The sequence below is a fragment of the Paenibacillus taihuensis genome (assembly GCF_003386535.1).
In the GTDB taxonomy this organism is placed as follows: domain Bacteria; phylum Bacillota; class Bacilli; order Paenibacillales; family Paenibacillaceae; genus Paenibacillus_Z; species Paenibacillus_Z taihuensis.
On the sequence record NZ_QTTN01000017.1, the window covers coordinates 89,999 to 114,264 of the forward strand.

At 50.9% G+C, this 24,266-nt stretch carries 26 protein-coding genes and 1 other RNA gene; 18 read left to right on the forward strand and 9 right to left on the reverse strand.

All coding sequences use genetic code 11. From position 1 onward, the window contains the following. Positions 1-814 precede the first annotated feature (814 nt). The 5 genes from A8990_RS15520 to ssuE all read left to right on the forward strand — a co-directional run bounded on the left by A8990_RS15520 (position 815) and on the right by ssuE (position 7,068). The gene (locus tag A8990_RS15520; RefSeq protein WP_245996041.1) at positions 815-1,546 is read left to right on the forward strand and encodes an ABC transporter ATP-binding protein; all 732 of its coding nucleotides are present in this window, start codon (positions 815-817) and stop codon (positions 1,544-1,546) included. 16 nt (positions 1,547-1,562) lie between these two features. Beyond that, positions 1,563-2,567 (forward strand): efflux RND transporter periplasmic adaptor subunit, encoded by a 1,005-nt coding sequence (locus A8990_RS15525; protein ID WP_181909597.1) that lies wholly within the window; start codon positions 1,563-1,565, stop codon positions 2,565-2,567. Positions 2,568-2,604: 37 nt separating this feature from the next. Further along, positions 2,605-5,475 carry an ABC transporter permease gene (locus A8990_RS15530; RefSeq protein ID WP_116189954.1) on the forward strand — a complete coding sequence of 957 codons (2,871 nt, stop codon included), beginning with the start codon at positions 2,605-2,607 and terminating at the stop codon, positions 5,473-5,475. Positions 5,476-5,478: 3 nt separating this feature from the next. Further along, positions 5,479-6,369, forward strand: a complete 891-nt coding sequence (locus A8990_RS15535; RefSeq protein ID WP_116189955.1) for an ABC transporter ATP-binding protein — start codon at positions 5,479-5,481, stop codon at positions 6,367-6,369. Positions 6,370-6,507: 138 nt separating this feature from the next. Continuing rightward, complete coding sequence (gene ssuE / locus A8990_RS15540) at positions 6,508-7,068, forward strand: NADPH-dependent FMN reductase (protein WP_116189956.1); 561 nt, start codon at positions 6,508-6,510, stop codon at positions 7,066-7,068. Positions 7,069-7,154: 86 nt separating this feature from the next. Here the strand turns inward: ssuE and pepF are convergent, their stop codons facing one another. From pepF to A8990_RS15555, 3 genes are all read right to left on the reverse strand, one after another. Beyond that, positions 7,155-8,945, reverse strand: coding sequence for an oligoendopeptidase F (pepF, locus tag A8990_RS15545; RefSeq protein WP_116189957.1), 1,791 nt, complete (start codon positions 8,943-8,945; stop codon positions 7,155-7,157). A gap of 180 nt (positions 8,946-9,125) precedes the next feature. After that, the gene (locus A8990_RS15550; RefSeq protein ID WP_116189958.1) at positions 9,126-9,305 is read right to left on the reverse strand and encodes a hypothetical protein; all 180 of its coding nucleotides are present in this window, start codon (positions 9,303-9,305) and stop codon (positions 9,126-9,128) included. A 100-nt stretch (positions 9,306-9,405) separates the two neighbouring features. Further along, positions 9,406-9,639, reverse strand: coding sequence for a C2 domain-containing protein (locus A8990_RS15555; RefSeq protein ID WP_116189959.1), 234 nt, complete (start codon positions 9,637-9,639; stop codon positions 9,406-9,408). Between the two features lie 183 nt (positions 9,640-9,822). Between A8990_RS15555 and A8990_RS15560 the strand changes: the two genes are divergently transcribed. Beyond that, positions 9,823-10,539 (forward strand): class I SAM-dependent methyltransferase, encoded by a 717-nt coding sequence (locus A8990_RS15560; RefSeq protein WP_116189960.1) that lies wholly within the window; start codon positions 9,823-9,825, stop codon positions 10,537-10,539. A 78-nt stretch (positions 10,540-10,617) separates the two neighbouring features. Next, positions 10,618-10,815 (forward strand): cold shock domain-containing protein, encoded by a 198-nt coding sequence (locus A8990_RS15565; RefSeq protein ID WP_116189961.1) that lies wholly within the window; start codon positions 10,618-10,620, stop codon positions 10,813-10,815. Positions 10,816-10,923: 108 nt separating this feature from the next. Here the strand turns inward: A8990_RS15565 and A8990_RS15570 are convergent, their stop codons facing one another. Beyond that, entirely contained in the window at positions 10,924-12,114 is a 1,191-nt protein-coding gene (locus A8990_RS15570) for an MFS transporter (RefSeq protein ID WP_116189962.1), read from the reverse strand. Between the two features lie 135 nt (positions 12,115-12,249). On the opposite strand from A8990_RS15570, the gene A8990_RS15575 reads away from it, so the two are divergent. The 5 genes from A8990_RS15575 (at position 12,250) to A8990_RS15595 (ending at position 15,644) form a co-directional block, all read left to right on the forward strand. Beyond that, positions 12,250-12,564 (forward strand): hypothetical protein, encoded by a 315-nt coding sequence (locus tag A8990_RS15575; RefSeq protein ID WP_116189963.1) that lies wholly within the window; start codon positions 12,250-12,252, stop codon positions 12,562-12,564. Between the two features lie 36 nt (positions 12,565-12,600). Continuing rightward, on the forward strand, positions 12,601-13,680 hold the full coding sequence (locus A8990_RS15580; protein WP_116189964.1) for a tetraprenyl-beta-curcumene synthase family protein: 1,080 nt from the start codon (positions 12,601-12,603) through the stop codon (positions 13,678-13,680). Between the two features lie 53 nt (positions 13,681-13,733). After that, complete coding sequence (pfkA, locus tag A8990_RS15585) at positions 13,734-14,702, forward strand: 6-phosphofructokinase (protein WP_116189965.1); 969 nt, start codon at positions 13,734-13,736, stop codon at positions 14,700-14,702. Between the two features lie 112 nt (positions 14,703-14,814). Next, a complete protein-coding gene (locus tag A8990_RS15590) occupies positions 14,815-15,018 on the forward strand; it encodes a DUF3906 family protein (RefSeq protein WP_090578873.1) in 204 nt (67 codons plus the stop codon). 89 nt (positions 15,019-15,107) lie between these two features. Next, positions 15,108-15,644 (forward strand): NADPH-dependent FMN reductase, encoded by a 537-nt coding sequence (locus tag A8990_RS15595; RefSeq protein WP_116189966.1) that lies wholly within the window; start codon positions 15,108-15,110, stop codon positions 15,642-15,644. Between the two features lie 95 nt (positions 15,645-15,739). Here A8990_RS15595 and A8990_RS15600 read toward each other — a convergent pair whose 3' ends face one another. The 3 genes from A8990_RS15600 to A8990_RS15610 all read right to left on the reverse strand — a co-directional run bounded on the left by A8990_RS15600 (position 15,740) and on the right by A8990_RS15610 (position 18,347). Further along, entirely contained in the window at positions 15,740-16,993 is a 1,254-nt protein-coding gene (locus A8990_RS15600) for a putative glycoside hydrolase (protein ID WP_116189967.1), read from the reverse strand. Positions 16,994-17,136: 143 nt separating this feature from the next. Then, on the reverse strand, positions 17,137-17,331 hold the full coding sequence (locus A8990_RS15605) for a hypothetical protein (RefSeq protein WP_116189968.1): 195 nt from the start codon (positions 17,329-17,331) through the stop codon (positions 17,137-17,139). Between the two features lie 185 nt (positions 17,332-17,516). Further along, positions 17,517-18,347, reverse strand: a complete 831-nt coding sequence (locus A8990_RS15610) for a YitT family protein (protein ID WP_116189969.1) — start codon at positions 18,345-18,347, stop codon at positions 17,517-17,519. 186 nt (positions 18,348-18,533) lie between these two features. On the opposite strand from A8990_RS15610, the gene cshA reads away from it, so the two are divergent. Further along, entirely contained in the window at positions 18,534-20,114 is a 1,581-nt protein-coding gene (cshA, locus tag A8990_RS15615; protein WP_116189996.1) for a degradosome RNA helicase CshA, read from the forward strand. Between the two features lie 64 nt (positions 20,115-20,178). On the opposite strand, the gene A8990_RS32605 is transcribed toward cshA, so the two are convergent. Further along, positions 20,179-20,355: a YjcZ family sporulation protein gene (locus A8990_RS32605; RefSeq protein ID WP_342772870.1), complete on the reverse strand. Its 177-nt coding sequence runs from the start codon at positions 20,353-20,355 to the stop codon at positions 20,179-20,181. Between the two features lie 97 nt (positions 20,356-20,452). On the opposite strand from A8990_RS32605, the gene A8990_RS15625 reads away from it, so the two are divergent. From A8990_RS15625 to A8990_RS15635, 3 genes are all read left to right on the forward strand, one after another. Then, positions 20,453-21,247 (forward strand): YesL family protein, encoded by a 795-nt coding sequence (locus tag A8990_RS15625; protein WP_116189971.1) that lies wholly within the window; start codon positions 20,453-20,455, stop codon positions 21,245-21,247. A gap of 48 nt (positions 21,248-21,295) precedes the next feature. Next, a non-coding RNA gene (ssrS, locus tag A8990_RS15630) (6S RNA) lies at positions 21,296-21,476 on the forward strand. 98 nt (positions 21,477-21,574) lie between these two features. Next, complete coding sequence (locus A8990_RS15635) at positions 21,575-21,967, forward strand: DUF1499 domain-containing protein (protein ID WP_116189972.1); 393 nt, start codon at positions 21,575-21,577, stop codon at positions 21,965-21,967. 71 nt (positions 21,968-22,038) lie between these two features. On the opposite strand, the gene tpx is transcribed toward A8990_RS15635, so the two are convergent. Next, on the reverse strand, positions 22,039-22,557 hold the full coding sequence (gene tpx, locus A8990_RS15640; RefSeq protein ID WP_116189973.1) for a thiol peroxidase: 519 nt from the start codon (positions 22,555-22,557) through the stop codon (positions 22,039-22,041). Positions 22,558-22,651: 94 nt separating this feature from the next. Here tpx and A8990_RS15645 point away from each other — a divergent pair, with 94 nt between their 5' ends. Together A8990_RS15645 and gltC are read left to right on the forward strand one after the other, a co-directional pair. After that, on the forward strand, positions 22,652-23,263 hold the full coding sequence (locus A8990_RS15645) for a rhomboid family intramembrane serine protease (RefSeq protein ID WP_116189974.1): 612 nt from the start codon (positions 22,652-22,654) through the stop codon (positions 23,261-23,263). 51 nt (positions 23,264-23,314) lie between these two features. Then, positions 23,315-24,223: a glutamate biosynthesis transcriptional regulator GltC gene (gene gltC / locus A8990_RS15650; RefSeq protein WP_116189975.1), complete on the forward strand. Its 909-nt coding sequence runs from the start codon at positions 23,315-23,317 to the stop codon at positions 24,221-24,223. The last annotated feature ends 43 nt before the right edge of the window (positions 24,224-24,266 follow it).

Consider the following 24,266-nt stretch of genomic DNA (forward strand, 5'->3'; position numbering starts at 1 on the left):
GAAGAGTGGTACGACGTACCACACAAGCGAGGAAATCCGGCTGGTTTCGCTGAAGAGTGGTACTACTTACCACACAAGGGAGGAAATCCGGCCGGTATAACTGAAGAGTGGTACCACGTACCACACAAGGGAGGAAATCCGGCCGGTTTCGCTGAAGAGTGGTACTACGTAACACACAAGCGAGGAAATCCAGCTGGTTACGCTGAAGAGTGGTACTACGTACCACACAAGCGAGGAAATCCAGCTGGTTACGCTGAAGAGTGGTTCCACGTACAGCAGCACCCACGAGCTCAACTCGTGCCATGTTGGATATATCCATCATAGGAGGGCTATTTGAGCGATATTTGCTTGCTATAATGGAAAAATCCACTCATTTCGGCTCGAAAGCCACGAATTAGGACCATTTCGCTATAAATGAATGGATAAATCCAACATACCTGCTGAAAGCACCTAATATCTGGATAATAAAGTGGATAAATCCAACACAGCAATCTAGCTACTCAGTGGCGCAGGTGGCAAAAGGACGTCCAAGGTCTTGTTGAATAGCTCCCCAGTCTACTTAGCTCTCTAGCTTTCCATTCTACCTAGCTCCCCGTGCCTCCCCAGCCTCTCCACAAACTTCACATTATTTTCGCAATATTCACCCATTTTGCCTTGAAAACGGTTATAATCAACTGCATATTAGGCGTAACTGCTCCGATGCTGCCAAACTAGCTGGTTGACAGCCTATAGCTACCCTAGTATCCTAACTCTAATAGAAAAAATTTACAGATTATGAAGAAGCAAAGGGAATAGGGAAGGAGATTGGCTGCCTGTGATAATCACTACGGCGGAGTTGTCAACGCCTTTGGATCAACCGCTGCTGAAAGCTGTAAATGTTAAAAAGGTGTTTGGCCGCGGCGACAATTCTGTAACCGCTGTCAAAAATATTAATTTGTCGATTAACAAAGGCTCGATGATCGCGCTCAAAGGCCGATCGGGCTCAGGAAAGACGACGCTGCTGAACTTGCTCGCCGCGCTCGATCAGCCGACGGAAGGCGAAGTGTTCTTCAACGGACAGATCGTTTCCAAGCTGCCCGAGAAGCAGCGCAGCAACTGGCGTCGGACGCATCTCGGCCTTGTTTTTCAAGCCTTCGGACTTATCCCGCTTATGTCTGCTTACGAGAATGTTGAATTCGGACTGCGCATTGCAGGCAACGACAACAAGCTGAACAGGGAGCGAGCAGAGCGCGCGCTGGAATGGGTAGGGATGAAGCCGAGAATGAAGCATCGTCCGCCCGAGCTATCCGGTGGTGAGCAGCAGCGCGTAGCTATTGCTAGAGCGATTGCCCATCAGCCGATTCTTCTTCTAGCTGACGAGCCGACAGCCGAGCTGGACAGCCGGATGGGATTGCAAGTCATTAAAGTGTTTCGCGACCTCGTAGAAAATCTTGGCATGACCGTCGTTATGACGACCCACGATCCCGGCATCATGGAAATCGTTGATCATGTTATTGCATTGGAGGATGGAGAGATTGTCACTGAGTCGAACCAGTCAAACTCATAAGAGACGCCGCCGTATATTGAAGCAAACCGCTGCCGTAATTGCTTGCGTCTCCCTGTTATCCGGCTGCTCGCTGCTGCCGCAGAAAGAGCTGAACATTCAGCCCCCGCTCGTGAAGCCGGCAGCTGAGAAAGTCGATGCGATCGATGTGAAGAAAGATACGATCGAACTGAAGTTTTCCGGCGCCGCAACCGTAGTATCCAGCTATAATGTCCCTTTATTTTATAAGCAGAGCGGCAGATTGAAGGAGCTCTACGTCAAGCAGGGCGATGAGGTGAAGGCAGGCGACTTGATCGCCGAGCTGGATATGGGAGATCTCGACCTGCGGATGAATCTCGAGAAGCTCAGTTTGGAGCGTGCCGAAATTGTGCTGCACAGCGCGAAGGCGAGCGGCGAATCCGGGACGAGCCTGCGTATGAAAGAAATCGATCTGGAACGCGAACAACTGATGATGGACGCCATGAAGGAGCAGTACGATTCGGCGAAGCTGATTGCTCCCATTAGTGGTGTTATTTCCTATGCCGATGTGAAGTCACCCGGTGACGGATTGAACGGTTACACGCCGCTTGTCACCATTTCCGATCCGACGAAGATGAGACTCATTCATACAGCTGATGATTCGAAGACGATTACCGCTATCCAGCGCGATATGCCGGTAGATGTGACGATCGGCAATGACAAATATGAAGGTATCGTGGTGCAGTCCCCATCCGATGCGCCGCTTACAGGTAATAAAGATGTCGATGAGCGCAACACGAAGCTGCTCTACATCGATGTTACGACCAAGGGAGCGAAGCTTGAGCTTGGCAAAGCAGCAGAGATCAAGATCAGCTTACAGAAGCATGACAATGTAATCGTTATTCCGAAGAGCGGCCTTAGAACTTACCTTGGCCGAACGTATGTGCAAGTCGTTGACGGCGACCGCCGCAAAGAAGTGGATGTGCAGCCCGGCATTACGACATCGACCGATGTCGAGATTGTCAAAGGGCTTGAGACTGGTATGAAAGTCGTCTTGAATAACTAATATTCGAAGCGGTTTAGAAGAGGGTGAACAGATAACGATGGCGATTTGGACGATGATTTTTCGAAAAATGGCGAAAAATCGCTGGCTACAGCTTAATCTTTGGTTCGGGCTTACAATTTGCGTTGCGTTATTCAGCTCCATGCCGCTCTACTCTCATGCTATTTTGCAGCGGACGTTATTTAAACAGCTTCAGCAGCTTCAGAAGGATCAAGGGATATATCCGGGTACACTCCGGGCTTCGACTTCGATCTCTGGTGTTCATACCTTCGACGAGATTCACTCGCTCGTTCAGAAGGCAGATCGTTACATGAAGAATGCGCCTACCCGGTTCGGGCTGGATTCGCAGTCTTATGTGATCTCGCGCGGTACACAGTCTTTTAAGGTCATTCCTGTCGATGCGTCTGAGCGGGAGAAGAAGGAGCTTAATGTCTCCGGCAGCTTCCGTACGATCAGCGATTTGGAGAAGCGGGTACACGTCATTGACGGCCGCCTGCCAGACCCGAACCGCAAAGACGGCGTGTACGAAGTACTCGTAACACAGAAGTTTATTATCGATTTGAAGCGCGATCTTAACAAAGAATTCGTCTACAAGAACAAGGACACGGGCAAAGAGCTTCATCTCATTCCAGTCGGCATTGTGGAGTCGAAGAGCGATAACATCTACGACCAGTTCAACGTAGAAAATTACAATTCATCGTTCTACATTCCATACCAGCAGTTTGACCATGATTTTGTGCAAAATGAAGGGCTGCTGAAGCTTTCGGTCATCGCCTGGCAGTATGCGCTTAATTATGAGCAGATGAATATCGATCATATCGACAATTACTTGGGCCAATTCAATGCGATGAACAATTATTTCAACATGCGCCTTGGCATTGCGGCTGTCGATATGCCTGCTAAGACTTCGATTGCGACGTACACGGAGAAGCAAGAGAAGCTCGACGTGATGCTCTGGTCGCTCTACTCGCCGGTTATGTTCATGCTTGCGTTCTACTTGTACATGGCGGCGAACCTCATCATTGAGCGGCAGAAGACGGAAATCTCTGTTTTGCGCAGCCGTGGAGCGAGCAGACTGCAAATTATGCTGGTGTTCCTGATCGAGAGCTTGATTCTCGGTGCGCTTGCACTTGCGGCAGGTCCATATATTGGAGTGTTCTTCACGAAGATATTAGGCGCATCCAGCGGCTTCCTCGAGTTCGTACAGCGATCCTCGCTTGACGTGGTGCTGAACAGCTCTTCCTATCGGATTGCGATTGCTGCAGTATGCGGCTCGATCATTCTCATTCTGGTGCCGGCATTACTGGCGACTCGCACGACGATTGTCGGTCACAAGCAGCAGATGGCGCGTTCGAACAAAATGTCGTTCTGGCATAAGACAGGCGCAGATATCATCCTGCTTGGCATCGCCATCTACATGCTGCACAGCTTCAATACGCGCATGGATGGGCTGAAGGCGCTCGCGCTGGATCCGACGGCAATTCAAGTCGACCCGCTGCTGTTCTTCATGCCTGCGCTGTTCTCGCTTGGCATCGGACTGTTCGTGCTTCGCATCTATCCATGGCTGATCAAGCTGGTGTTCTGGATCGGACGCAGATGGTGGACGCCAGCACTCTACTCGACGCTGCTGCAGATTAGCCGCTCGTCATCACAGTACTTGACGATCAAGGTATTCCTCATTATGACCGTTGCGATGGGGTTGTTCAGCGCCAATGCGGCACGGACGATTAATGGGAATATGGAGGACAAGATCCAATATACAACCGGTTCGGATATTCAACTGTCCGTCCATTGGGACAATGATAAGCCGCCTCCAGCACCGCCGGGAGCGCCTGGGCCACAGGATGCAGCCACTGCGGCTGCTGCACCGAAGATTGTGACGTATACAGAGCCGTCGTTTATTACAATGCAGCAGCTTGCCGGTGTTGATACAGCTGCGCGCGTATTCCGTAAGACCGATGCCAGCTTCTCGGCTAACGGGCAGAACGGCGCAACGACGCTGTATGGCATCGATACGTACGACTTCGGCAAAGTAGCTTGGATGCGCGGCGGTTTGATGCAATATCCGATCAACAGCTACTTGAACCTGCTCGCTTCGAATCCGAAGGCTGTGCTGGTTTCTAGAAGTCTTGCGGACAAATTTGGCGTGAAGCCAGGCGATCCGCTCTCTGCCAAGTGGGCAGGGCTCGACAGCGCTAACTTTATCGTCTATGGCATAATCGATTACTGGCCGGGCTGGAATCCGCTTCCGGCGGCAGGCGACAAAGATAACCCGGACGTACGTCTGCCTAACCTTGTCGTCGGCCATCTGTCTTACATTCAGAACCACTTGGCGCTCGAGCCTTACGAGGTTTGGATCAAGCTGAAGAAGGACGCGACAAGCTCTGTCATTTATGCGGATCTCGAGAAGAAAAATGTACCGGTTGAAAGCTTGGTTGACGCCAGCCAGCTGCTCATCCGTTCCAAGAACGATCCGTTCCGACTTGCTATCAATGGCGTAATGACGCTAGGGTTCGTCATCTCCATGATGATCAGCTTCTTCGGATTCCTGTTGTTCTGGGTGCTTACGTTATCTGGACGTACCCTGCAGTTCGGTATTTTGCGGGCGATGGGGATATCGTTCCTGCAAATTATCGGCATGCTGCTAAGCGAGCAACTTCTCACCTCGGCTGCTGCGATTGTGTTCGGCGTATTAATTGGGAACACGGTCAGCAGCATGTTCGTTCCGTTATTTCAGCTGTCCTTCAGCGCTTCGGATCAAGTGCCGCCGTTTGCAATCGTTCGCCAGCTTAGCGACTATGTCCAGCTGTACAGCGTCGTTGGCACGATGATTACGATCGGACTGCTCGTGCTCGGCATCCGGATTTCGCGTATGAAGATTACGCAGGCGCTGAAGCTTGGGGAGGAATAACAGATGATTCATTGCGATGGGCTTGTCAAAATTTATAAGACGGATGATCTCGAAGTCGTCGCGCTGCAAGGTCTCGATCTGCATGTAGAGGCCGGCGAGCTGATGGCGATTATCGGCAACAGCGGCAGCGGCAAGTCGACGCTGCTTAACATGCTAGGCGGATTGGATCGCCCTTCCGCCGGCAAGCTGCTCGTCGACGATAAAGATCTGCTCAAGTTTACGGAGCGCGATCTGGTGAAGTATAAGCGTGAGACGGTCGGCTTCGTCTGGCAGAGTAATGCGCGCAACCTCATTCCGTATTTGACCGCGCTTGAGAACGTAGAGCTGCCGATTCTGCTCAAGGGCCGCGGCAAGAGGCTGAGGGCGCTAGAGCTGCTCGATGCCGTTGGACTTAGCCACCGGACGAAGAACCGGTTAAGCGAGCTGTCCGGCGGTGAGCAGCAGCGTGTCGCCATCGCCATCGCGCTGGCGAATGAACCGAAGCTGCTGCTGGCGGATGAGCCGACCGGCTCGCTCGATACGAAGATGTCGAATCAGATTCTGGATCTGTTCCGAGAATTGAACCGCAGCATCGGCATTACAATCGTTATCGTAACGCATGATCCGCTGCTCGCGCGGAAGGTAGACCGGGTCGTCGCGATCCGTGACGGCAAGACGTCGTCCGAGATTATTCGCCGCCAATCCTACGCGGAGGAGCTCGCGGCGATGGAGAGCGGCGGCGCAGGTTTCGTGCCGGAGGAAAGCCACGTGGAATATGCCGTCATCGACAAAGCGGGACGACTGCAAATTCCGGCTACCTATTTGCAGGCGGAGGAATTCAAAGAGAAGAACAAAGTGCGCGTCGAAATGGAAGATGGGCGGATCATTCTGTATCCGCCGGAAGAGACGAAGTAGACGCCACATATACGGGAGCTGTATGATGATCGTTGGGAGGTCGGACTGCAGCTCCCGTGTTATTTTCAAACTAATCACAGTTTACTTATCGGAATAATATTAGTATAATATTGCCAAAGTAGATTGGAGGGCGACATCATGCCGAATGTAGTTATCGTATCGGGAAGTCCAAGCCAGGTTTCACGGTTGAACGGTTTGACGGGATATGCGGAGGAGAAGCTGCGCCAGCTCGGTTGGGAAGTGAGTTATCTTCATGTGGCGTCGCTGCCAGCGGAGGATCTTATTCTTGCACGCTGGGATAGCCCGGCAATCATTGAAGCGAATAAGCGCATTACAGAGGCGGATGCTATCATTATTGCCAGTCCGGTGTACAAAGCATCGTTCACAGGCGTTCTGAAAACCTACCTCGATCTGCTGCCACAGACCGGGCTGGAAGGGAAAGTAATTCTGCCATTGTTCATCGGCGGAACCATCGCTCACTTGCTGACCATCGACTATGCGCTGAAGCCGGTGCTGTCCGCCCTGTATGCGAAGCATGTCACGTCAGGCGTTTATGCGGTTGACTCGCAGGTGAAGAAGCTTGAAGCGGGCGGCTTAGAGCTCGATGAGGAGCTGGCGAAACGGCTCGATCGTGCTGTCACAAGCTTCGCGGAAGTGGCGGAGCTGTTCAAGAACCAGCAATCGTCGATCGGTTCCTAACCATAAGAGAGGGGCTATCCTCGGAATTTGCCTTAGCGGCATTGCCGGGATAGCCCCTTTTTTGCATCTGAAACTTAGTCTGAGACTTAAGAAGTCAACTGTTCCATCTGCGTAATCAATTCCTCGAACACGCTCATCGCTTGCTCGATCGGCTCTGGCGATGACATATCGACGCCGGCCTTCTTGAGAATGTTGATGGAGTAGTCGCTGCCGCCGCTCTTCAGGAAACCGAGGTAACGTTCCACCGCCGGTGCGCCTTCGTCGAGGATCTGCTTCGAGAAGCTCGTTGCAGCCGAGAAGCCTGTCGCGTACTTATACACGTAGAAGCTGGTGTAGAAGTGCGGGATACGCGCCCATTCCATTTCAATATCTTTATCGATGACCATGCCTTCGCCGTAGTACAGCTTGTTGAGGTCATAGTAGATTTTGCTGAACTCTTGCGGCGTGAGGGAGTCGCCTTCTTCCGCGCGCTCGTGAATGATTTTCTCGAACTCCGCGAACATCGTCTGGCGGAATACGGTCGTCCGGAATTGGTCGGCGTAGTACGTCAGCAGATACATTTTCTCCTTCGGATCCGTCGATTTCTTCAGCATGTAATCCATCAGCAGCGCCTCGTTCAATGTCGAAGCAACCTCTGCCAGGAAGATCGTATACTGCGCGTCGCGGTAATCCTGATTGTTGTCGGAGTAGTAGGAATGCAGCGCGTGACCCATTTCGTGCGTGAGCGTGAACATGCTGTTCAAGTTGTCTTTATGGTTCAGCAGGACGTAAGGATGCGTGCCGTACGCGCCCCAGCTGTAAGCACCGCTGCGCTTGCCTTCGTTCTCGTAAACGTCGATCCAGCTATTGTCGAAGCCATCCTGCAGCACTGTCAAGTAATCTTGACCGAGCGGCTTCAAGCTTTCGCTAACGGTTTTCTTCGCATCCTCGTAAGTGATGTCCATCTTGAACTCATCAACGAGCGGAGCGAACAGGTCGTACATATGCAGCTCTTCGACCTTCAGCAGCTTCTTGCGCAGCTCCATGTAACGGTGCATAAGCGGAAGATGCTTGTGAATGGTGCTGATGAGATTCGAATAAACCTCTTTCGGAATGTTGTCGCCGTAGAGGGACATTTCGAGTACAGACGGATACTTGCGGGCACGGGAGTAGAAAACATTCTTCGTCACATTGGCGGCGAGCGTCGATGCGATCGTATTTTTCAGCTTGCCGTACGTGTCGTACATCGCCTTAAAGGCGCCTTCGCGAACATCGCGATTCTTACTCTCCAGAAACTGTATGTAGCGGCCTTGCGTCAGCTCAACCTCTTGACCGTTCTCGTCCTTCACTTTCGGGAACTTGAGATCGGCATTATTCAGCATATTGAAGATAGTACCTGGTGCTTGCGATATGTTGCCCACTTGTGCGAGAAGCGCTTCCTCGGACTTGGAGAGCACATGCGCTTTCTGACGGCGCATCTCTTCGAGCGTTAGGCGGTACTTGGCGAGGTCGGGATTCTCGATCATGGCGCCAAGCGCTTCGTCGGAGAGGCTCAGCACCTCAGGTGTGATGAAGGACAGCGCTTCGCCTGTTTCCACGCTCAGCTTCTTGGACTTATCCGAGAGCGCTTGGAACGTTGGCTCAGCCGTATCTTCGTGATGCTTCATATTCGCATAAACATAGAGGCGCTCGACTTTGAGCGAAAGCTCGTCCTCAAGTTCGAAGCAAGCTTTCAGCTGCTGCGCATCCGCGAGCTTGCCTTGGAATGCCTCTACTTTCTTCATCTCTTCCTTCGCCTGTGCGTATTCCTTGTCCCACGCGGATTGATCCGCGAAGATGTCCTCGAGCTTCCAGCGGTGCTCAGGGGCAGTCTCGGAACGTTTCGGTAATTGGTTCATAGGAACCCTCCTCGCCTGATATTTAGTCGGTAAAGCAGAATGGGAATCTTCGTCCTCATGCTGCAAGCTGACAGTACTGCCAGCAAGCAGAGAGACCGAGAGTACGATTGGCAGCCATCTCACTAGCAGTCACGCTCCTAAGGTAGGTTGTGACAGTAGTTTAGCCCGCCGCGCGCTTCGTTATGACCCCATTGTCGTCAAACTGTACACGATTAAGAAAAAGGCAAATGCGACAAACGCGATCGCTGCGATAGCAAGCCCTCTGCGCAAATTCGCAGGAATGTTGTTCCGCTGCATGATGATGATGAGTCCCAGCGAGAAAGCAGCAATGATAAAAATAAGCGCAGCTGTTGTATCCACTTTTGCTCGATACTCCCCTTTTGCGATAACCTATGCAGCTTCGTACAAGGTTATGTTCGATGTGCAGGATGAATTTTCCTCCTGCCGATCCAGCGTTAAATTAGACGGAACGGAAACGTTCCATAATTTCCGCGAGCTCTTCTTCACGGCCTACAAAATCAGCCGCGCGGAAGCGGTTCTCCGCCCAGTGCAGCATCTCCTGACGGCTGACGAACGTGTGGCATTCTTCGCCCCATTGATCGTTAATTTCTCGTAAGACCAGCGTCTTGCCCTGCACCTCAACGTTGAGCATGTTATATTTATCTGTTTTATAAATTTGAACCTTCTTGAACATGTAGACCATCCCTTCGAAAAAAGCATGTTGTATCCTTCAATCATAGCCAAAATAAGGGGTAGAAATCAAATGGTTGTCATGGTAGAATGTGGCAAACGCAAGCTGCGGCCTGTGTTTGCTGACAGCCTGTATTGAGTTGAGATGAGTTTAGATGAGTCGAGCAGAGGAGAGATGAGTGTGAGTATGAGCATGGGCAGCAGTAAAGGGTACCCGCAGACAGGTGTCGCGGTGACTTGCCGAAGTTTCGAAGAGTATGTACGGATGTTTGACCTTGAAGACGTGGATTTGCACGCATGCGGAAAGCTGCTTGATATTGCGGCAGGCGCTTCCTCGTTTACGGCGGACGCATGCGAGCGGGGGCTTGATGCGTATGCCGTTGACCCGCGCTATGCCAAACTATCTGAGCAGCTGGCGGCCGAAGCGCGTGAGGAAATTGATGTCTCGACCGCGAAGCTGATGAGTGTCGGGGGCAAGTATGACCTCAGCTATTATGGAAGCTTCGAGCAGCATCGGGCAGGCCGCATCAGGTCATTGGAGTCATTCGCGGCGCAGTATAGCCGCGATGAGGAGCGTAAGAAACGCTACCTTGCTGGCAGTCTGCCGAGCCTGCCTTATTCAGACGGTGAATTCGGAATTGTATTGTGCAGCCATTTTCTATTTCTCTACGAGGATCAGTTCGATTATGAGTTCCATCTGCGCGCGGTGATGGAGATGATCCGTGTTTGCAAGCCAGGCGGCATCGTGCGTATTTATCCAATTGTATCGCTTCGGTGGGAGCCATACTCGGAGCTTGAGCGCTTGCGTTCCGATTTAGGCAGGAATGGCGTAACGACGGGCTTGTTCCAGTCCAAGCTGCCATTTATTCCTGGGTCAGAGCTTGGTCTTTTTGCCCAATTTTAATTGCAAAATTATCCATCTGGGTATATAATAAATCAAGTCGCCCTGTTTACAGGCGTTCATTTTTAGGAGGTTGTTACATTGAAAGGAACAGTAAAATGGTTTAACGCAGAGAAAGGCTATGGCTTCATTCAAGTTGATGGCGGAGAAGACGTGTTCGTTCACTATTCTGCAATTCAAGGCGAAGGCTTCAAATCGCTGGATGAAGGTCAATCCGTAGAATTCGATATTACGCAAGGCAACCGCGGACCACAAGCTGCTAACGTTGTTAAACTGTAATCATCGTTGCTTCCTCATGGAAGCTTCCAATACGTGAAGGCATTCATAATGATAACGACCCGGACAGCATGCTGCCGGGTCTTTTTTTGTATCTGTTATTCACATTCATTAGTGATCGCGGCGGAAATAGTGCTTCACGAGGAACGCAGCTGCTGCGATAAGAGACAGCACCGTTGCTGTCTTGAAGAAGTCGGAGCTGCCGAAATGTTCGAAGATCACGCCGCCGACCGTGCCGCTGATGACCCCGGCGAAGCCGCTCCAGACGATCGCATAGACGGCTTGGCCCGAGGATCGGAACTCATCGGGGATGATGGACGTCAAATAGCGAAGCGCCGTTACCAAGAAGATGCCGAACGTCACGCTGTGCATCGCTTGGATCGGGATGATCCAGATTGGCGACGAAATTTCGCTGATCAGGAAGAATCTTATCGCGTACATGACACTCGCGATGGCCAGCAGAGGCAGCTCCTTGAACTTGTGACCGTATTTGCCGAGCAGGTACAGGATCGGAATTTCGCTGATCGCCGACGTCATCCAGGCGAGGCCGACCAAGGAATCGCCCGCGCCCATCTCGCGCAGCGTGACGGCGAGAAAGCCTTCGTTCATCCGATGGGCGATAGAGAGAACGAGGATGATCGCGAAGTAGATCAGGATGTCCGGCTTGCGAAGCAGCTTCAGAAATCCGCTGAAATCGACTTTGCGCGTTGAGCCTTGATAATCCTTCAACATGACGGAAACGAGCAGCCCGAGGCCGATCGAGCACATCGCTAGCGGCACAGTGGCAGCAGAGCCTGTTGACTTCAGCAGCTGACCCCCTAGGAAAGCGGACATCGCGAATCCGATCGATCCGAATAGCCGTATAAGCGCGAACGGCGTTCCTGTATATCGGCTGGACAACAAGATGAGACTGTCGCTTAGCGGAATGACTGGCATTTGGAAGAAGTAGTACGCCAGCATGATGACGCAGATTAACGCGAATGTATTCGTTGTGAATAACATCGAAATCATGACGAGCTGTCCAAGCATGAGCAAGGTCATAATCTTCTGGATCGTTCTGAATTTATCGCTTGCCGTACCGAAGATGAGATTGGCGAAGATCGAGATGAACGGTCCGCATGAATAGACAACGCCGATCTGGCTTGCGCTGAAGCCTTTGTCCAGGAAGTAGAGCGGCAAATAAGTACCGACGATCGCTTGTGTCGTATAGACTAGGTATAAGAAAATGCGAAGCGTCAGCACTTCCCGCTTAGGATGGGCGGATGCTGATGCTATAGAGTCTGATGCTGCTGTAGAACCCAATATGTTTCACTCCAAATCATTTTGCATACTCCGAAAAAAGACAATATGTCCAACAGTATAGCACAGGGGGAACAAGTTTTCGCGCTGGATTTGTATTCTATGAAATGGTACATTAGTGGATGGAGGTTTTGAGACGTGAACCATTATTTTGCATGGAATGACCGGCTTGGAATCTCGCTGCCGTCCCTTCATCAAGAATGGGAGCTGTACAGTGAAGAAGAACGGACGTTCATCGTCACGCAGTGGGAGATTATTCGCGGAACCATCCCAGACCGTGTGTTTGCTTTCGAGCGAATCATTAATGTAAAGCAAGCGGCACTTTTTGAAGAAGAAGACTTTGAGCTTTCATGTACCCTTAACTCGGATATTGCCGAACTGGCAAGCCGAATTAATGATTTACATATCTGGTATCGCACGAACCAAGAAATCGAGAATAAGCGCCATTCTTAACGTTTAGAAGGCTGTGGAAGAAGGAGGGCGCCATCTATGAAAATGTCAGAACAGGCCCGCCAGTTCCCGCAAACGCCGATTCGCCTTATGAAACGCGTGTACAAATATGTGCTGCCTGAAGTAAGAGCTGAGCTTGGCCGGCTGCGTGCCATTGCGGAACGTATCCCGGATGAAGAGCTGCGTACGCAGGCGATCGCCAGTATGACTAGCAAGCAGTTTCACTGCGAAGGCGGAGGAATTTACTCCGCGGCTAACTTGGAGAGCAGAGCAATACTTGTCCCGCTTATCGTTGCACTACAGACGATCAGCGATTATTTGGATAACTTGTGTGACCGGAGTACTTCGCTGGACCCGGATGATTTTCGGCTGCTGCATCAGTCGATGCTGGATGCCGTTGATCCGAACGCACCGTTAATCGACTATTACGCGTTGCGTACTGAACGGGAAGATGGCGGTTACTTGCATGAGCTTGTCCGCACCTGCCAGAACTCGATCAGACAGCTGCCTTCCTATGCGTCGGTGCAGCCTTATGTGACAGAGCTCGTCGGCTTATATGGCGACTTGCAAGTGTACAAGCATATTGCGAAGCCGAAGCGCGAACCGGCGCTGCTTGCATGGTGGGAGCAGCACAAGGAGAAGGTGCCGCAGCTGTACTGGAACGAATTTGCCGCTGCAACTGGCTCCACGCTTGGCATGTTCATGTTATTCCTGGCTGCTTCTTTCGAGGATTGTACCGAAGAAGATGCACGGTTTATCCGCGATTCATACTTCCCGCATGTTTGCGGCCTTCATATTATGCTGGACTATTTGATCGATCAGCAGGAAGACCGCGAGGGCGGTGATTTGAATTTCTGCAATTACTATAGTGATCAGCGGCAGCTTGTGGATCGCATCGGCTTCATCGTCGAGAGCGCCCGCAAGGATGTGTGCAATATGGCTGCGCCTAAGTTTCACCGTATGGTGATAGAAGGTTTGATGGCGCTTTATTTGTCCGATCCTAAAGTTCGGGGACAGCAGGATGTGAAGCTGGTGTCCAAGCGTCTTATGAAGAAGAGTCCGCTTACGAGGCTATTCTTCTGGGGAAACAGTGTTTTAATACGTATGCGTCAATCTTAATTGTTTATATAGGTTATAAAAGAGACACAGATAAATACAAGGAGTGGGATATTATGTCAGCAGTAAAAAGAATTGCCGTTCTAACTAGCGGTGGAGACTCGCAAGGTATGAATGCCGCTGTACGCGCGGTTGTGCGCAGCGCTTTGTATCATGGATTGGAAGTTTACGGCGTACAACGCGGCTACCAAGGCTTGCTTAACGATGATCTTCGTCAGATGGATCTTCGCAGCGTAGGTGACATCATTCAGCGCGGCGGCACGATTCTGCAAACGGCACGATGCAAAGAGTTCCTGACACCAGAAGGTCAGCAGAAAGGTGCAGATGTGCTGCGTGCTCGCGGTATCGACGGTCTTGTCGTCATTGGCGGCGACGGCTCGTACCAAGGAGCGAACAAGCTGAGCAAACTCGGCATCAAAACAATGGGTCTGCCAGGTACAATCGATAACGATATTCCGTTCACAGATTACACAATCGGTTTTGATACAGCGGTTAGCATCGTAGTGGATGCAATCAACAAGCTGCGCGACACGATGACATCGCATGAGCGTTCGTCCGTCGTTGAAGTTATGGGCCGTCACTGCGGCGATATCGCGCTGTATGCAGGTCTTGCGAGCGGTGCGGAAACGATTATCGTACCGGAAGTTCCATTCGATCTCGATCAAGTGGCAAACCGGATGCAGGAGAACTTCGGCTCCGGCAAGCGTCATAGTATTATCGTTGTTGCTGAGGGCGCAGGCTCCGGCGAAGAAATCGGCAAAGGCATTACACAGCGTTCCGGCATGGAGCCGCGCGTTACGGTGCTTGGCCACATTCAGCGCGGCGGTTCGCCGACGCACAATGACCGGATTCTTGCGAGCCAGCTTGGCGACTTCGCGGTACGCAAGCTGATGGAAGGCGATTCCGGCAAAGCATGCGGTATCATCAACGGCGAGCTTGTCGTGACGGATATCGATAAAGTTGTAAATACGAAGAAACCGTTCAACATGGATCTCTACAACCTGGCGCTTCGGTTATCTCAATAAATAAGCGAAAGCCTTACACGGCGCTGCTCGCCGGGATGGATCCATTCCAAATCCCTGCCGGAAGCGCAAGTGTAAGGCTTTTTTGATTCAATTATAGAATGGAGCGGTTAATATGTTCTTGTACAAAATCGAGATTGAAATGGAAGACAGCTCGGCGCATCTCATCCTGCTTGCGGAGACGGACGAGAAAGCTTTCTCTGTCGTTGACAGCCACGTAGAGCGTCATTACTTGAAGAAGCCAGTGCTGAAGCAAGTGGCGATTGTGGAGAAGAAGCGGACGGAAGCAGGCAACGGTTATTTAATTCCAAATTCGTAGGCTGGATATATTGACCAAACAAACAAAACATACTATTATGTATGTAAAGTAAATGTGAAGATAGTTTGTTTGGAAGGGGAAATATCATCATGAGAATAGCTATGATTGCTGGCAGTAACCGGGCGAATGCAACGAGCACGAGCGTGTCCCTCTACATTAAGAAGGTGATGGAGAGTGAAGGCCACCAGGTTACATTGATTGATCTATACAAGCAGCCGCTGCCTTTCTACGGGGATGCAGGTGCGGATTCGAATAAGAATGTAGCGGGCATGCGTGAAACGGTATTGCACAGCGACGCTATCGTGCTCAGCACGCCGGAGTATCACGGCAGCATGTCAGGCGTACTGAAAAATGCGCTCGACTTTATGGGCGGCGATCACTTTGACAGCAAAGCCGTATTGTCGGTCAGCTCGGCTGGCGGCGCGGTTGGCGTAAGCTCGCTTACGCAGATGCAAGCGATTGTTCGTAACATGCACGGAATTAACTGCCCGGAATGGATCTCCGTCGGCGGCGCTAACCGTGAGTTCAATCCAGATGGCTCACCGAAGTCGATGGATGTGCAGACCCGTATCCATAAGACGGTGCCTTATTTCTTGAAGCTGGCGGCAACATTGCGCGCTCGCTAAGTTATAACGCAACAATGAAAAACGCTTTGCGCTCCTTCGTTCGGTCATTCGCCGGACGTTGGGCTGCAAAGCGTTTTTTGCTGGAGAAGTATCGATTAGTATTTCACATCTGCCGAGTAACGATTGTTCGCGTTCCATAATAAGTATTCATGAATTCCGGTATCGTGCAATGCTTTAATTTGCGCTTCCACTTCGGTTTTGCCATACGGAATATAATGCCCTTTGCCAAGCCAGCTTGCGGTGAAGTCTTGAATCCATGGCCGAATGATCGGCTTGAACGAGCCGATGGGGTTCAGCTTCTTATGTGTATCGAGCATCGAGCCTTTGATTGTGGCATATGGGCTCTTGTCCGGATCCTTCTGGCCGAACCAGCCTGTCGTGTAGTGGCTCGGGTAGACCATCGGAGAGATGACATCGACGTTCTTCGAAATTTTCACAAAATCTTGACCGATGCCTTCCGCTGCCGGAACAGATGCGGCGTAGCCGAAGATGTCGACCGATACGCGAACGCCGAGCGGTTCGAGCTGGGACTTGGCGTACTTCACGAACGCTGCGATCGTATCGACGCGGGAGTCTTTCGTTTTATCGAAGACGAGCGAGTCGGCTTTCTTCTCGAAGCCTTCCGGGAATCGGACGTAGTCGAACTGAATCTCCTTGAAGCCAAGCTTCACCGCTTCTTTGGCGATGGCGATGTTATAATCCCATACTTCATGCCGGTAGGGGTTAACGAAGCTGTCTCCTTTGCCATTCTCCCAGACGGAGCCGTCCTTGCGACGGTATGACAACTCAGGGTGGCTGCGAGCAAGGACCGTATCCTTAAATACGACGATGCGGCCGATCGGATAGACGTCATGCTTACCCAGCCTGTCCATCAGTTTGTTGATATCTCCGATATACCTCTGTGTTTTACCGAGCTTAAGGAGCTCTGGATTTTTCGTTGGATAAGTGATGTAGCCGGCGTCATCCTTCAGATCGATGACCATGCTGTTGAGCTCGGTTACATCGAGCAGGCTAAGCAGCTTCTCCATCCTAGCACCGCCTGCACTGTGTGCGGTTACATAAATGCCCTTTACTTCAGGCGCATTCGGCTGAGGATCGTGCTTGGTGAACCCGGCTGCGGTGTCCGAGCCTGTGGCTGTGCTCCCTGATCCGCTTGATCCGGTTGCTGCTCCAGGTTGCGCCGTAGTAGCGGGCTGAATATGCTGCTGTGATGCTGACAACAGTGTTGTGAGCAGCTGTTGGGTCGAGGCGGTTTGCGTTACGGCGGCACCGGTGCCGGTGCTTGCTGAAGAAGTTGGGCCGGTTAAGACATGTAATAACAACAATAACGACTGAATAAGAACATCCATTTCTGCTCTCTCCCCGCATGCGAAGTCAGTACGATTATAATGCAGTTTTACAGATGGGCACAGAGGTATTTTGTAGGATTTTGCGGTAAAATGACAAAAAAAAGAACGAGCCCCTCGAAAGGTCTCGTTCCGTGTTCCAAGTTCTATTGCAGTAGCACTTCTTTCTGATGCTCGCAAATGCTATGCTGCACAATCTCAACCGCGTCTTCAGGCTCCAGAAATGCCAGTCCATCACGCAGCACAATGTTCAAATTCAATTCCCGCTCCGTGAGAAAAGGCACCAGTTCTGGTACTAGCTTCTCCACAATCTGTACGAGTCTGACTGTTTCCATATCCATGAAGCATCACCCTTTCATCGTAATGGAGGGTAAAACGTATGGCACGAAACTTGAGGCTTTGGGATAGATTTATTATAACAGCAGCATCATGAAAAACCTAGTGCTTCTCCTGAAAATTCCATTCTTGCCACTGCCCGATCTTTTGAAGCTTGGCAGTTGCCTATATTAACGTGCTTATAAGGAGCTTATAATGAAGACTTGCGGAACTCGCCAAGCACGCCGACCGTCTCTACAATATTAACGAACGCTCGCGGATCTGTCTTTGCGATAATCTGCCGGAGCTGGCTAAGCTCGTAGCGGGTAGTTACCGTCATCAGCATATCATTCTCAGAATTGGTGTACCCTCCGCGCGTCTTGATTACCGTAACACCGCGGTACAACGGAATTAACGCCTCGCGAAGTTCCTCCGTCTTCGACGTTACGATGAACGCGGTCACCTTCACATGCTTAATATGGATAAGGTCGATAATTTTACCTGTCGTGAAGATCGAGAGCAGCGAGAACAGAGCGACATCCCAATCATTGGTTAACAGACCGAGTGCGGCAATAACGGTCCCATTCAGCAGAAAAATAAGCATGCCGACCGAAATATCCCGTTTGCGTGTGACGATCGCGGCAATGATATCAAATCCGCCTGACGAAGCGCCTTCCCAGAGTGCAAGTCCGCTGCCGAAGCCGACGACGACCCCGCCGAACACGGCGCCGAGCGTCAAATCCGCCACGAGCGGCTTGACGGGTATAAGCTGCATAAACACCGTCGTTGCTGCAACGGAGAGTACGCTCCAGCCAACAAAACGCATTCCGAGCTCACGCCATCCCCAGATTAAAATAGGTACATTTAGAATAAAATAAAGCCAGCCAATGTTGAGACCGGATGCATAACCGATTATCATCGTAATGCCGGATACGCCGCCGCTGATCATTTTGTGGGGGATGAGCAGCTGGTTGAAGCCGAAAGCGATGAGCATTGCGCTAAATAGTGTAATTGCTGCAGTTCTTGATGATCGCATGGTCATTTCACCTCTAGGAAGTTTGGAAAGCCATTTAGCAGTTTAACAAAAGGACACAAAGTTTGTCTATTCCTTCAAATAGAGCTAGTATGTGTCTGAAGTGTTAACTGGTATTCTGAAAGTCGTTTGTGCTATAATGAACTGAATATTTTCTGTAGGATGCAGATAGAAGGAGATTGAAAACATTTGAGTTTGAAAACATTTGCAGAATTCGGCTTGGAACCTAAGGTTCTTCAAGCCATCACAGAGCTTGGTTTTGAGGAATCAACGCCAATCCAATCCAAATCCATTCCAATTGCGCTTACCGGCACCGATATGATCGGCCAAGCACAAACAGGAACGGGTAAGACGGCTGCCTTCGGTATTCCGCTTGTCAACAAGATTCCGGTAACCGAAGATCGTATCGTCGCACTAATTATGACCCCGACCCGTGAGCTTGCGATCCAAGTTTCGGAAGAAATCGGAAAGCTTACTCGTTACAAAGGTTTGCGTTCGCTTCCAATTTATGGTGGTCAAGAGATCGGACGTCAGATCCGAGCACTGAAGAAGCGCCCACAAATTATTATCGGTACGCCAGGTCGTTTGCTCGATCACATCAACCGCAAAACGATCAAATTGGACGATGTACAAACGGTTATTCTCGACGAAGCGGACGAAATGCTCGATATGGGCTTCATGGAAGACATTACTTCCATCTTGTCCCTCGTACCGGACAACCGCCAAACGATGCTGTTCTCGGCAACAATGCCGACGAACATCCGTAAACTGGCTGACCAGTTCCTGAAGAACCCTGAGCATGTATCGGTTATCCCGACACAAGTGACTGCTCCGTCCATCGATCAAGCGTACATTGAAGTGCATGAGCGCCAGAAGTTCGATGCGCTTAGCCGTTTGCTTGATATGGAATCGCCTGAGCTTGCTATCATTTTCGGTCGTACGAAGCGTCGTGTAGACGAATTGAGCGAAGCGTTGCAGAAACGCGGATATTCCGCTGACGGTCTGCATGGTGACTTGTCCCAAAATCAGCGTGACAACGTGATGCGTAAATTCCGCGACGGCAGCATCGATGTCCTAGTTGCGACAGACGTTGCAGCTCGTGGTCTTGACGTTTCGGGCGTAACGCACGTTATTAACTTTGACTTGCCGCAAGATCCGGAGAGTTATGTACACCGTATCGGCCGTACGGGCCGTGCTGGTAAAGAAGGCGTCGCTTGGTCGTTCGTAACACCACGCGAGCTGGATCATATGCACTTCATCGAGCGTGTAACGCGTCACAAGATTGCGAAGAAGCCGCTGCCTAGCCTTGCAGAAGCAATCGAAGGCAAGCAACGTATTACGGCTGAACGTATTCTTGAAGGGCTTGATGCGGAAGGCGTAAATGAGTTCAAGGCAATTGCAATTCAATTGCTTGAGCAGTACGATTCCGTTAACTTGCTGGCAGCAGCAATCAAACTGATCACTGGCGAGAAGAAGGATGTCAACATCGAGCTTACGCCGGAAGATCCAATTCGTGCGAAGAAGCGCAGACCGGATGTTCGATCGAACGGACGCCGTTTCTCCGGCGGTCCATTCGGCGGCGGCAGTCGTTCCGGCAGCGGCCCTCGTGGACGCGGTGAGAATGGCGGACGCGGCGGCTACAGCGGCGGCAATCGCAGCGGCAGTGGAAGCGGCAGCGGCTACGGCCGTGATCGCGACCGCGATGGCGGCGGCAAAGGCCGCAGCGGCGAAGGACGCGGCGAAGCTCGTCGTCCACGTCCATCCTCTGTTGAATAAGCGGTAATGAACACAGGGGCATCTGTTTAGCCGAGTAATCGGATAAATAGACGCCCCTTTCTTTTTAACAGAAGCAAGCTCCTACAATGATGATCAGCAAGATAAACAGAACGAGAATGATAGCGGGGGAAGTCAAGTTTCCGTGATGGGCACTGCTCATGAGACGGCCTCCTTTACCTGCTAGCATGGGCAATCGTAACACTATAATGTATGCGTTTAGGTTATAGCCGTTTAGACGCATGCCCACATTCCCGAAAATGGGCGTTGGCTTATGGGGAAGACTATATTATAGTTATCGTAGAAGAAAATGAAATCGCTTGCTAGGAGGATAAAGCAACATGGAAATGAGAGGCATGATGGGCGGGTTTTACAAAATCTCGGAATGGATAATGCGCTTATCGGTGACGAACGTGCTCTGGATTATTTGTTCGCTGCCGTTTATTATCTTGCTGTTCCCGGTTTTATTCGCACAAAACGGCGACCAATTGCTCGGTTACTTTATCGTAGCAGGCATTGTAGCTCCATTCACGTTATTCCCGGCAACTGCGGCCATGTTCGCCGTAGCGCGCAAATGGGTAATGGGCGAAGTTGATGCGCCGCTGCTTCGTACGTTCTTCCGGAACTACAAGGACAGCTACGTACAAGCCATGATCGGCGGTATCATCTATGTTATTCTGTTCTCCGTTCTGATCGTCGACTTCCGCGTGTACTTGGTGAAGCTTGAATCGCTGCGACTGTTGTCGTATCTGTTCATCGCGCTTCTCGCATTGCTGGCTGTATCGTTGTTTAACTTCTTCTCGATGGTTGTTCATTACCACATGAAGACGACGCAGCTGCTTAAGAACGCCGTGCTGCTCACAATCGGACGTCCGTTCCGTTCGCTGTCGACTGTCATTCTGTGCGGATTCGTGATCTACATTAGCTTCAGCTCGCCTAAGCTGATGTTCCTCGTTCCGTTCTTCACAGGCAGCGTTGTCTCGATCATCGCATTCTGGAACTTCTACGGCATCTACACGAAGCTGCAAGATCAAATGCAGAAGGCAGCGGAAGCCGAGGCGGAAGAGGAGCGTAAACGGCTTGAGGAAGAGGGAATTGTCCTGCATACAGAAGAAGGACAACCGACCATTAAATAGCTGAAGTCCTCGAGTTTACTTTTGCTTAAGATACGTCTATAATAGCAATACATCCTGCGATGTACGTTACGGCTTATCACTTGTTTTGAACCAATGGCTGTTTTTAGGGAGACTCAATTGAAGCGCAGCTGACATGCCCTCGAAAAGGGATCTCAAAAACGCTTCTGCGGCCACCCACCTGCGAGAGCGGGTTCAGAAACAAGCAAGCTGGACGGCAGAGCGGGTATATGATTCAAATGAAAAAGGGGGCAACCCCTTTTTTTTGTATCATCATCTATGCTATGATGTTTGATAGTGTACATAGACAGTTGGAGGGGGAGATTACCTTTGTTGAAGCGGACCCTCGTCGGGTTGCTGCGCAGTCATGAATTGACTGGCGATAAAGCGAAAGATCCGTTGCTTAAATCCCATTACTACAAATTATCCCGGGAGAAGGCGTGGGAAGAAGTCGTCTCCACACTCAAAAAAATGCAAGGCTATAAGCTGCTTCATGAAGTTCCTTCCGTAGGTGAGATTGTTCTCGAGAAGCGGACGGTTACCGGACGTACAATGGACATTACCGTCTCGGTCATTAATGTGAACCCAGTAACAGCTGCTGTAGATATTTACTCCGCGTCGCGCGGTTCTTTCGGAGACCTTGGTTCCAACTATCGGATTATTCTTGATATTTACCGGACTCTCGATAAGAAGCTGGCTCAGTATAAAACATCCAGCATATAATAACGCAAGTGTAAACGAGAAAAAGCGAGGAAGGGGGTCCCTTACCTCGCTTTTATCATGGTTTATGTAGCTTATACGAGTGCTTGAAGCGCGTTAAGTGCATTCTCGTAGTTCGGGTGCTCAGTCATTTCGCCAAGCACTTCCACGTATTGAATCGTGTCGTTAGCGTCGATGACGAAGATTGCACGCATGTCGAGGTTCAAGTCTTTGATCAGAACGCCATAAGCTTCGCCGAAGTTGTTGTTTCTGTAGTCGGAGAGCATAACCACTTTGTCTACGCCTGCAGCGCCGCACCAGCGAGCTTGAGCGAATGGAAGGTCTACGCTGACCGTAAGAATCGCAACGTTGTCACCGAATTTGCCAGCTTCTTCGTTAAAGCGGCGAGTTTGCGCATCGCAAACGCCTGTATCGATGGAAGGAACTACGCTGACAAGCTTTACTTTGCCTGCGAAATCCTTCAAGGAGACTACGTCAACCAGCGATTTGTTCAATTGGAAATCTGGTGCTTGGTCACCAACTTTAAGTTCTGGACCGATCAGAGTAAGCGGATTGCCTTTAAGCGTTGCAACGCCTGTACGTTCTTGCGCCATTAAAAAACAGCCTCCTTGAAATGGAATAGGTTTATTACCAAAATTATTATAAGCATAATGAAATACCATTGTCCAATAGGGAGTGTGGAACGGTTTGATTTTTCTCCGATATGAAAGCTTCCGCAGCTATTTGCGGTTCTATCCGGTTACTTCCGCGATTATAGCCATCAACTTGCTCGTATACATTCTTGATCATCTCGTATTCAATGGCACATTACTCGATCGCGGTTTTTTCAGAAGCACGCCAAATGGTCATTATTTCTCCTTCGACGAACCGTGGCGCTATGTAACCGCGGAGTTTCTGCATCTGAGCATTTCGCACATCTTCTACAACATGTTCAGCATGCTCATCTTTGCGCCGCCGCTGGAGCGGATGCTGGGCCACGTCCGGTATGCCGGTTTCTATCTGCTGTGCGGCATCGTTGGCAACCTGCTGAGCGCAATCGCGAGCACGGAGACGTATGGTGCGGGTGCATCTGGTTCGATTTACGGTGTGTTCGGCGCTTATCTCTACTTGGCGGTTATGAAACGCTCGATGGATGTGAACTCCCGCAAGACGGTATATACCATCCTGATCTTCGGGCTGCTGTACACGTTCATCGCGCCGAATATTGGTGTATGGGCTCATATTGGCGGCTTGTTCGCGGGCTTCTTGTTAATGTACATCTACGATTGGTATGTCACATTGAAACAAAACCGCCGATAATTAAAGAGATAGGCTGCAAGAGCGCAGTTTCGGAATAGAAGAGGGGACGCCATGGAGCTTCGTCAATTGTATTATTTTGTGAAAGTGGCCAAGAGAGAGCATGTTACGAAAGCGGCGGAGGAGCTGCACGTGGCGCAATCGGCGGTCAGCCGCCAAATCCATCAGCTTGAAGAGGAGCTGGGGGCGAAGCTGTTTGTGCAAAAGGGACGGAACCTGCAGCTGACGCCGGTCGGTTCCTTGTTTCTGAAGCGGGCTGAAGTGATCTTGGCTGATCTCGAGCGCGCTGTGGTGGAGATTCAGGAATTTCTCGATCCGGAGAAAGGGGAAATTCGGCTCGGCTTCCCGCACAGCTTGGGCATCTCCCTGATCCCTGAAGTGGTGGCCGCGTTCCGTAAGCTGAATCCGAACGTGAAGTTTCGGTTCAAGCAGGGGATGTATCCGTCGCTCATTCAGGATGTGATGAAAGGGGAGGTCGATCTTGCCTTTGTATCTCCTTGTCCGGAAAGCCATCCGCACGTAACAGGCGAGCTTGTGCTGACAGAGGAGCTGTACGCGATCTTGCCGCCGACGCATCCGCTTGCTAAGGAAGACGCGATAGATCTCATTCAGCTGAAGGACGAAATGTTCGTCCTCTTCAGTGAAGGCTACTCGCTGCGCCCGATTGTATGGGAGGCGTGCAAGGAAGCCGGTTTTACGCCTCGAATCGGGTTCGAAGGGGAAGAGACCGATACGATTCGCGGGCTTGTGGCCGCGGGGATGGGCGTCAGCTTGCTGCCGGAGATGGCCTTATACGCGTCAGGGCCGCTGCAGCCGGCGAAGGTGAAGGTGAAGTCGCCGAATGTGACGCGGACGATTGGTCTTATCTATCGTTCTAACGAGAAGCTGCCGCTGGTGGCGAAGGCGTTTCAGACGTATTTGCTTGATTTCTTTGAATGCGATCGGTTCAGGAAGCGTTCGTAATTGAAGTGATCCATGTAAGAAAGTGAAGTCTCTTGTGGAGGAT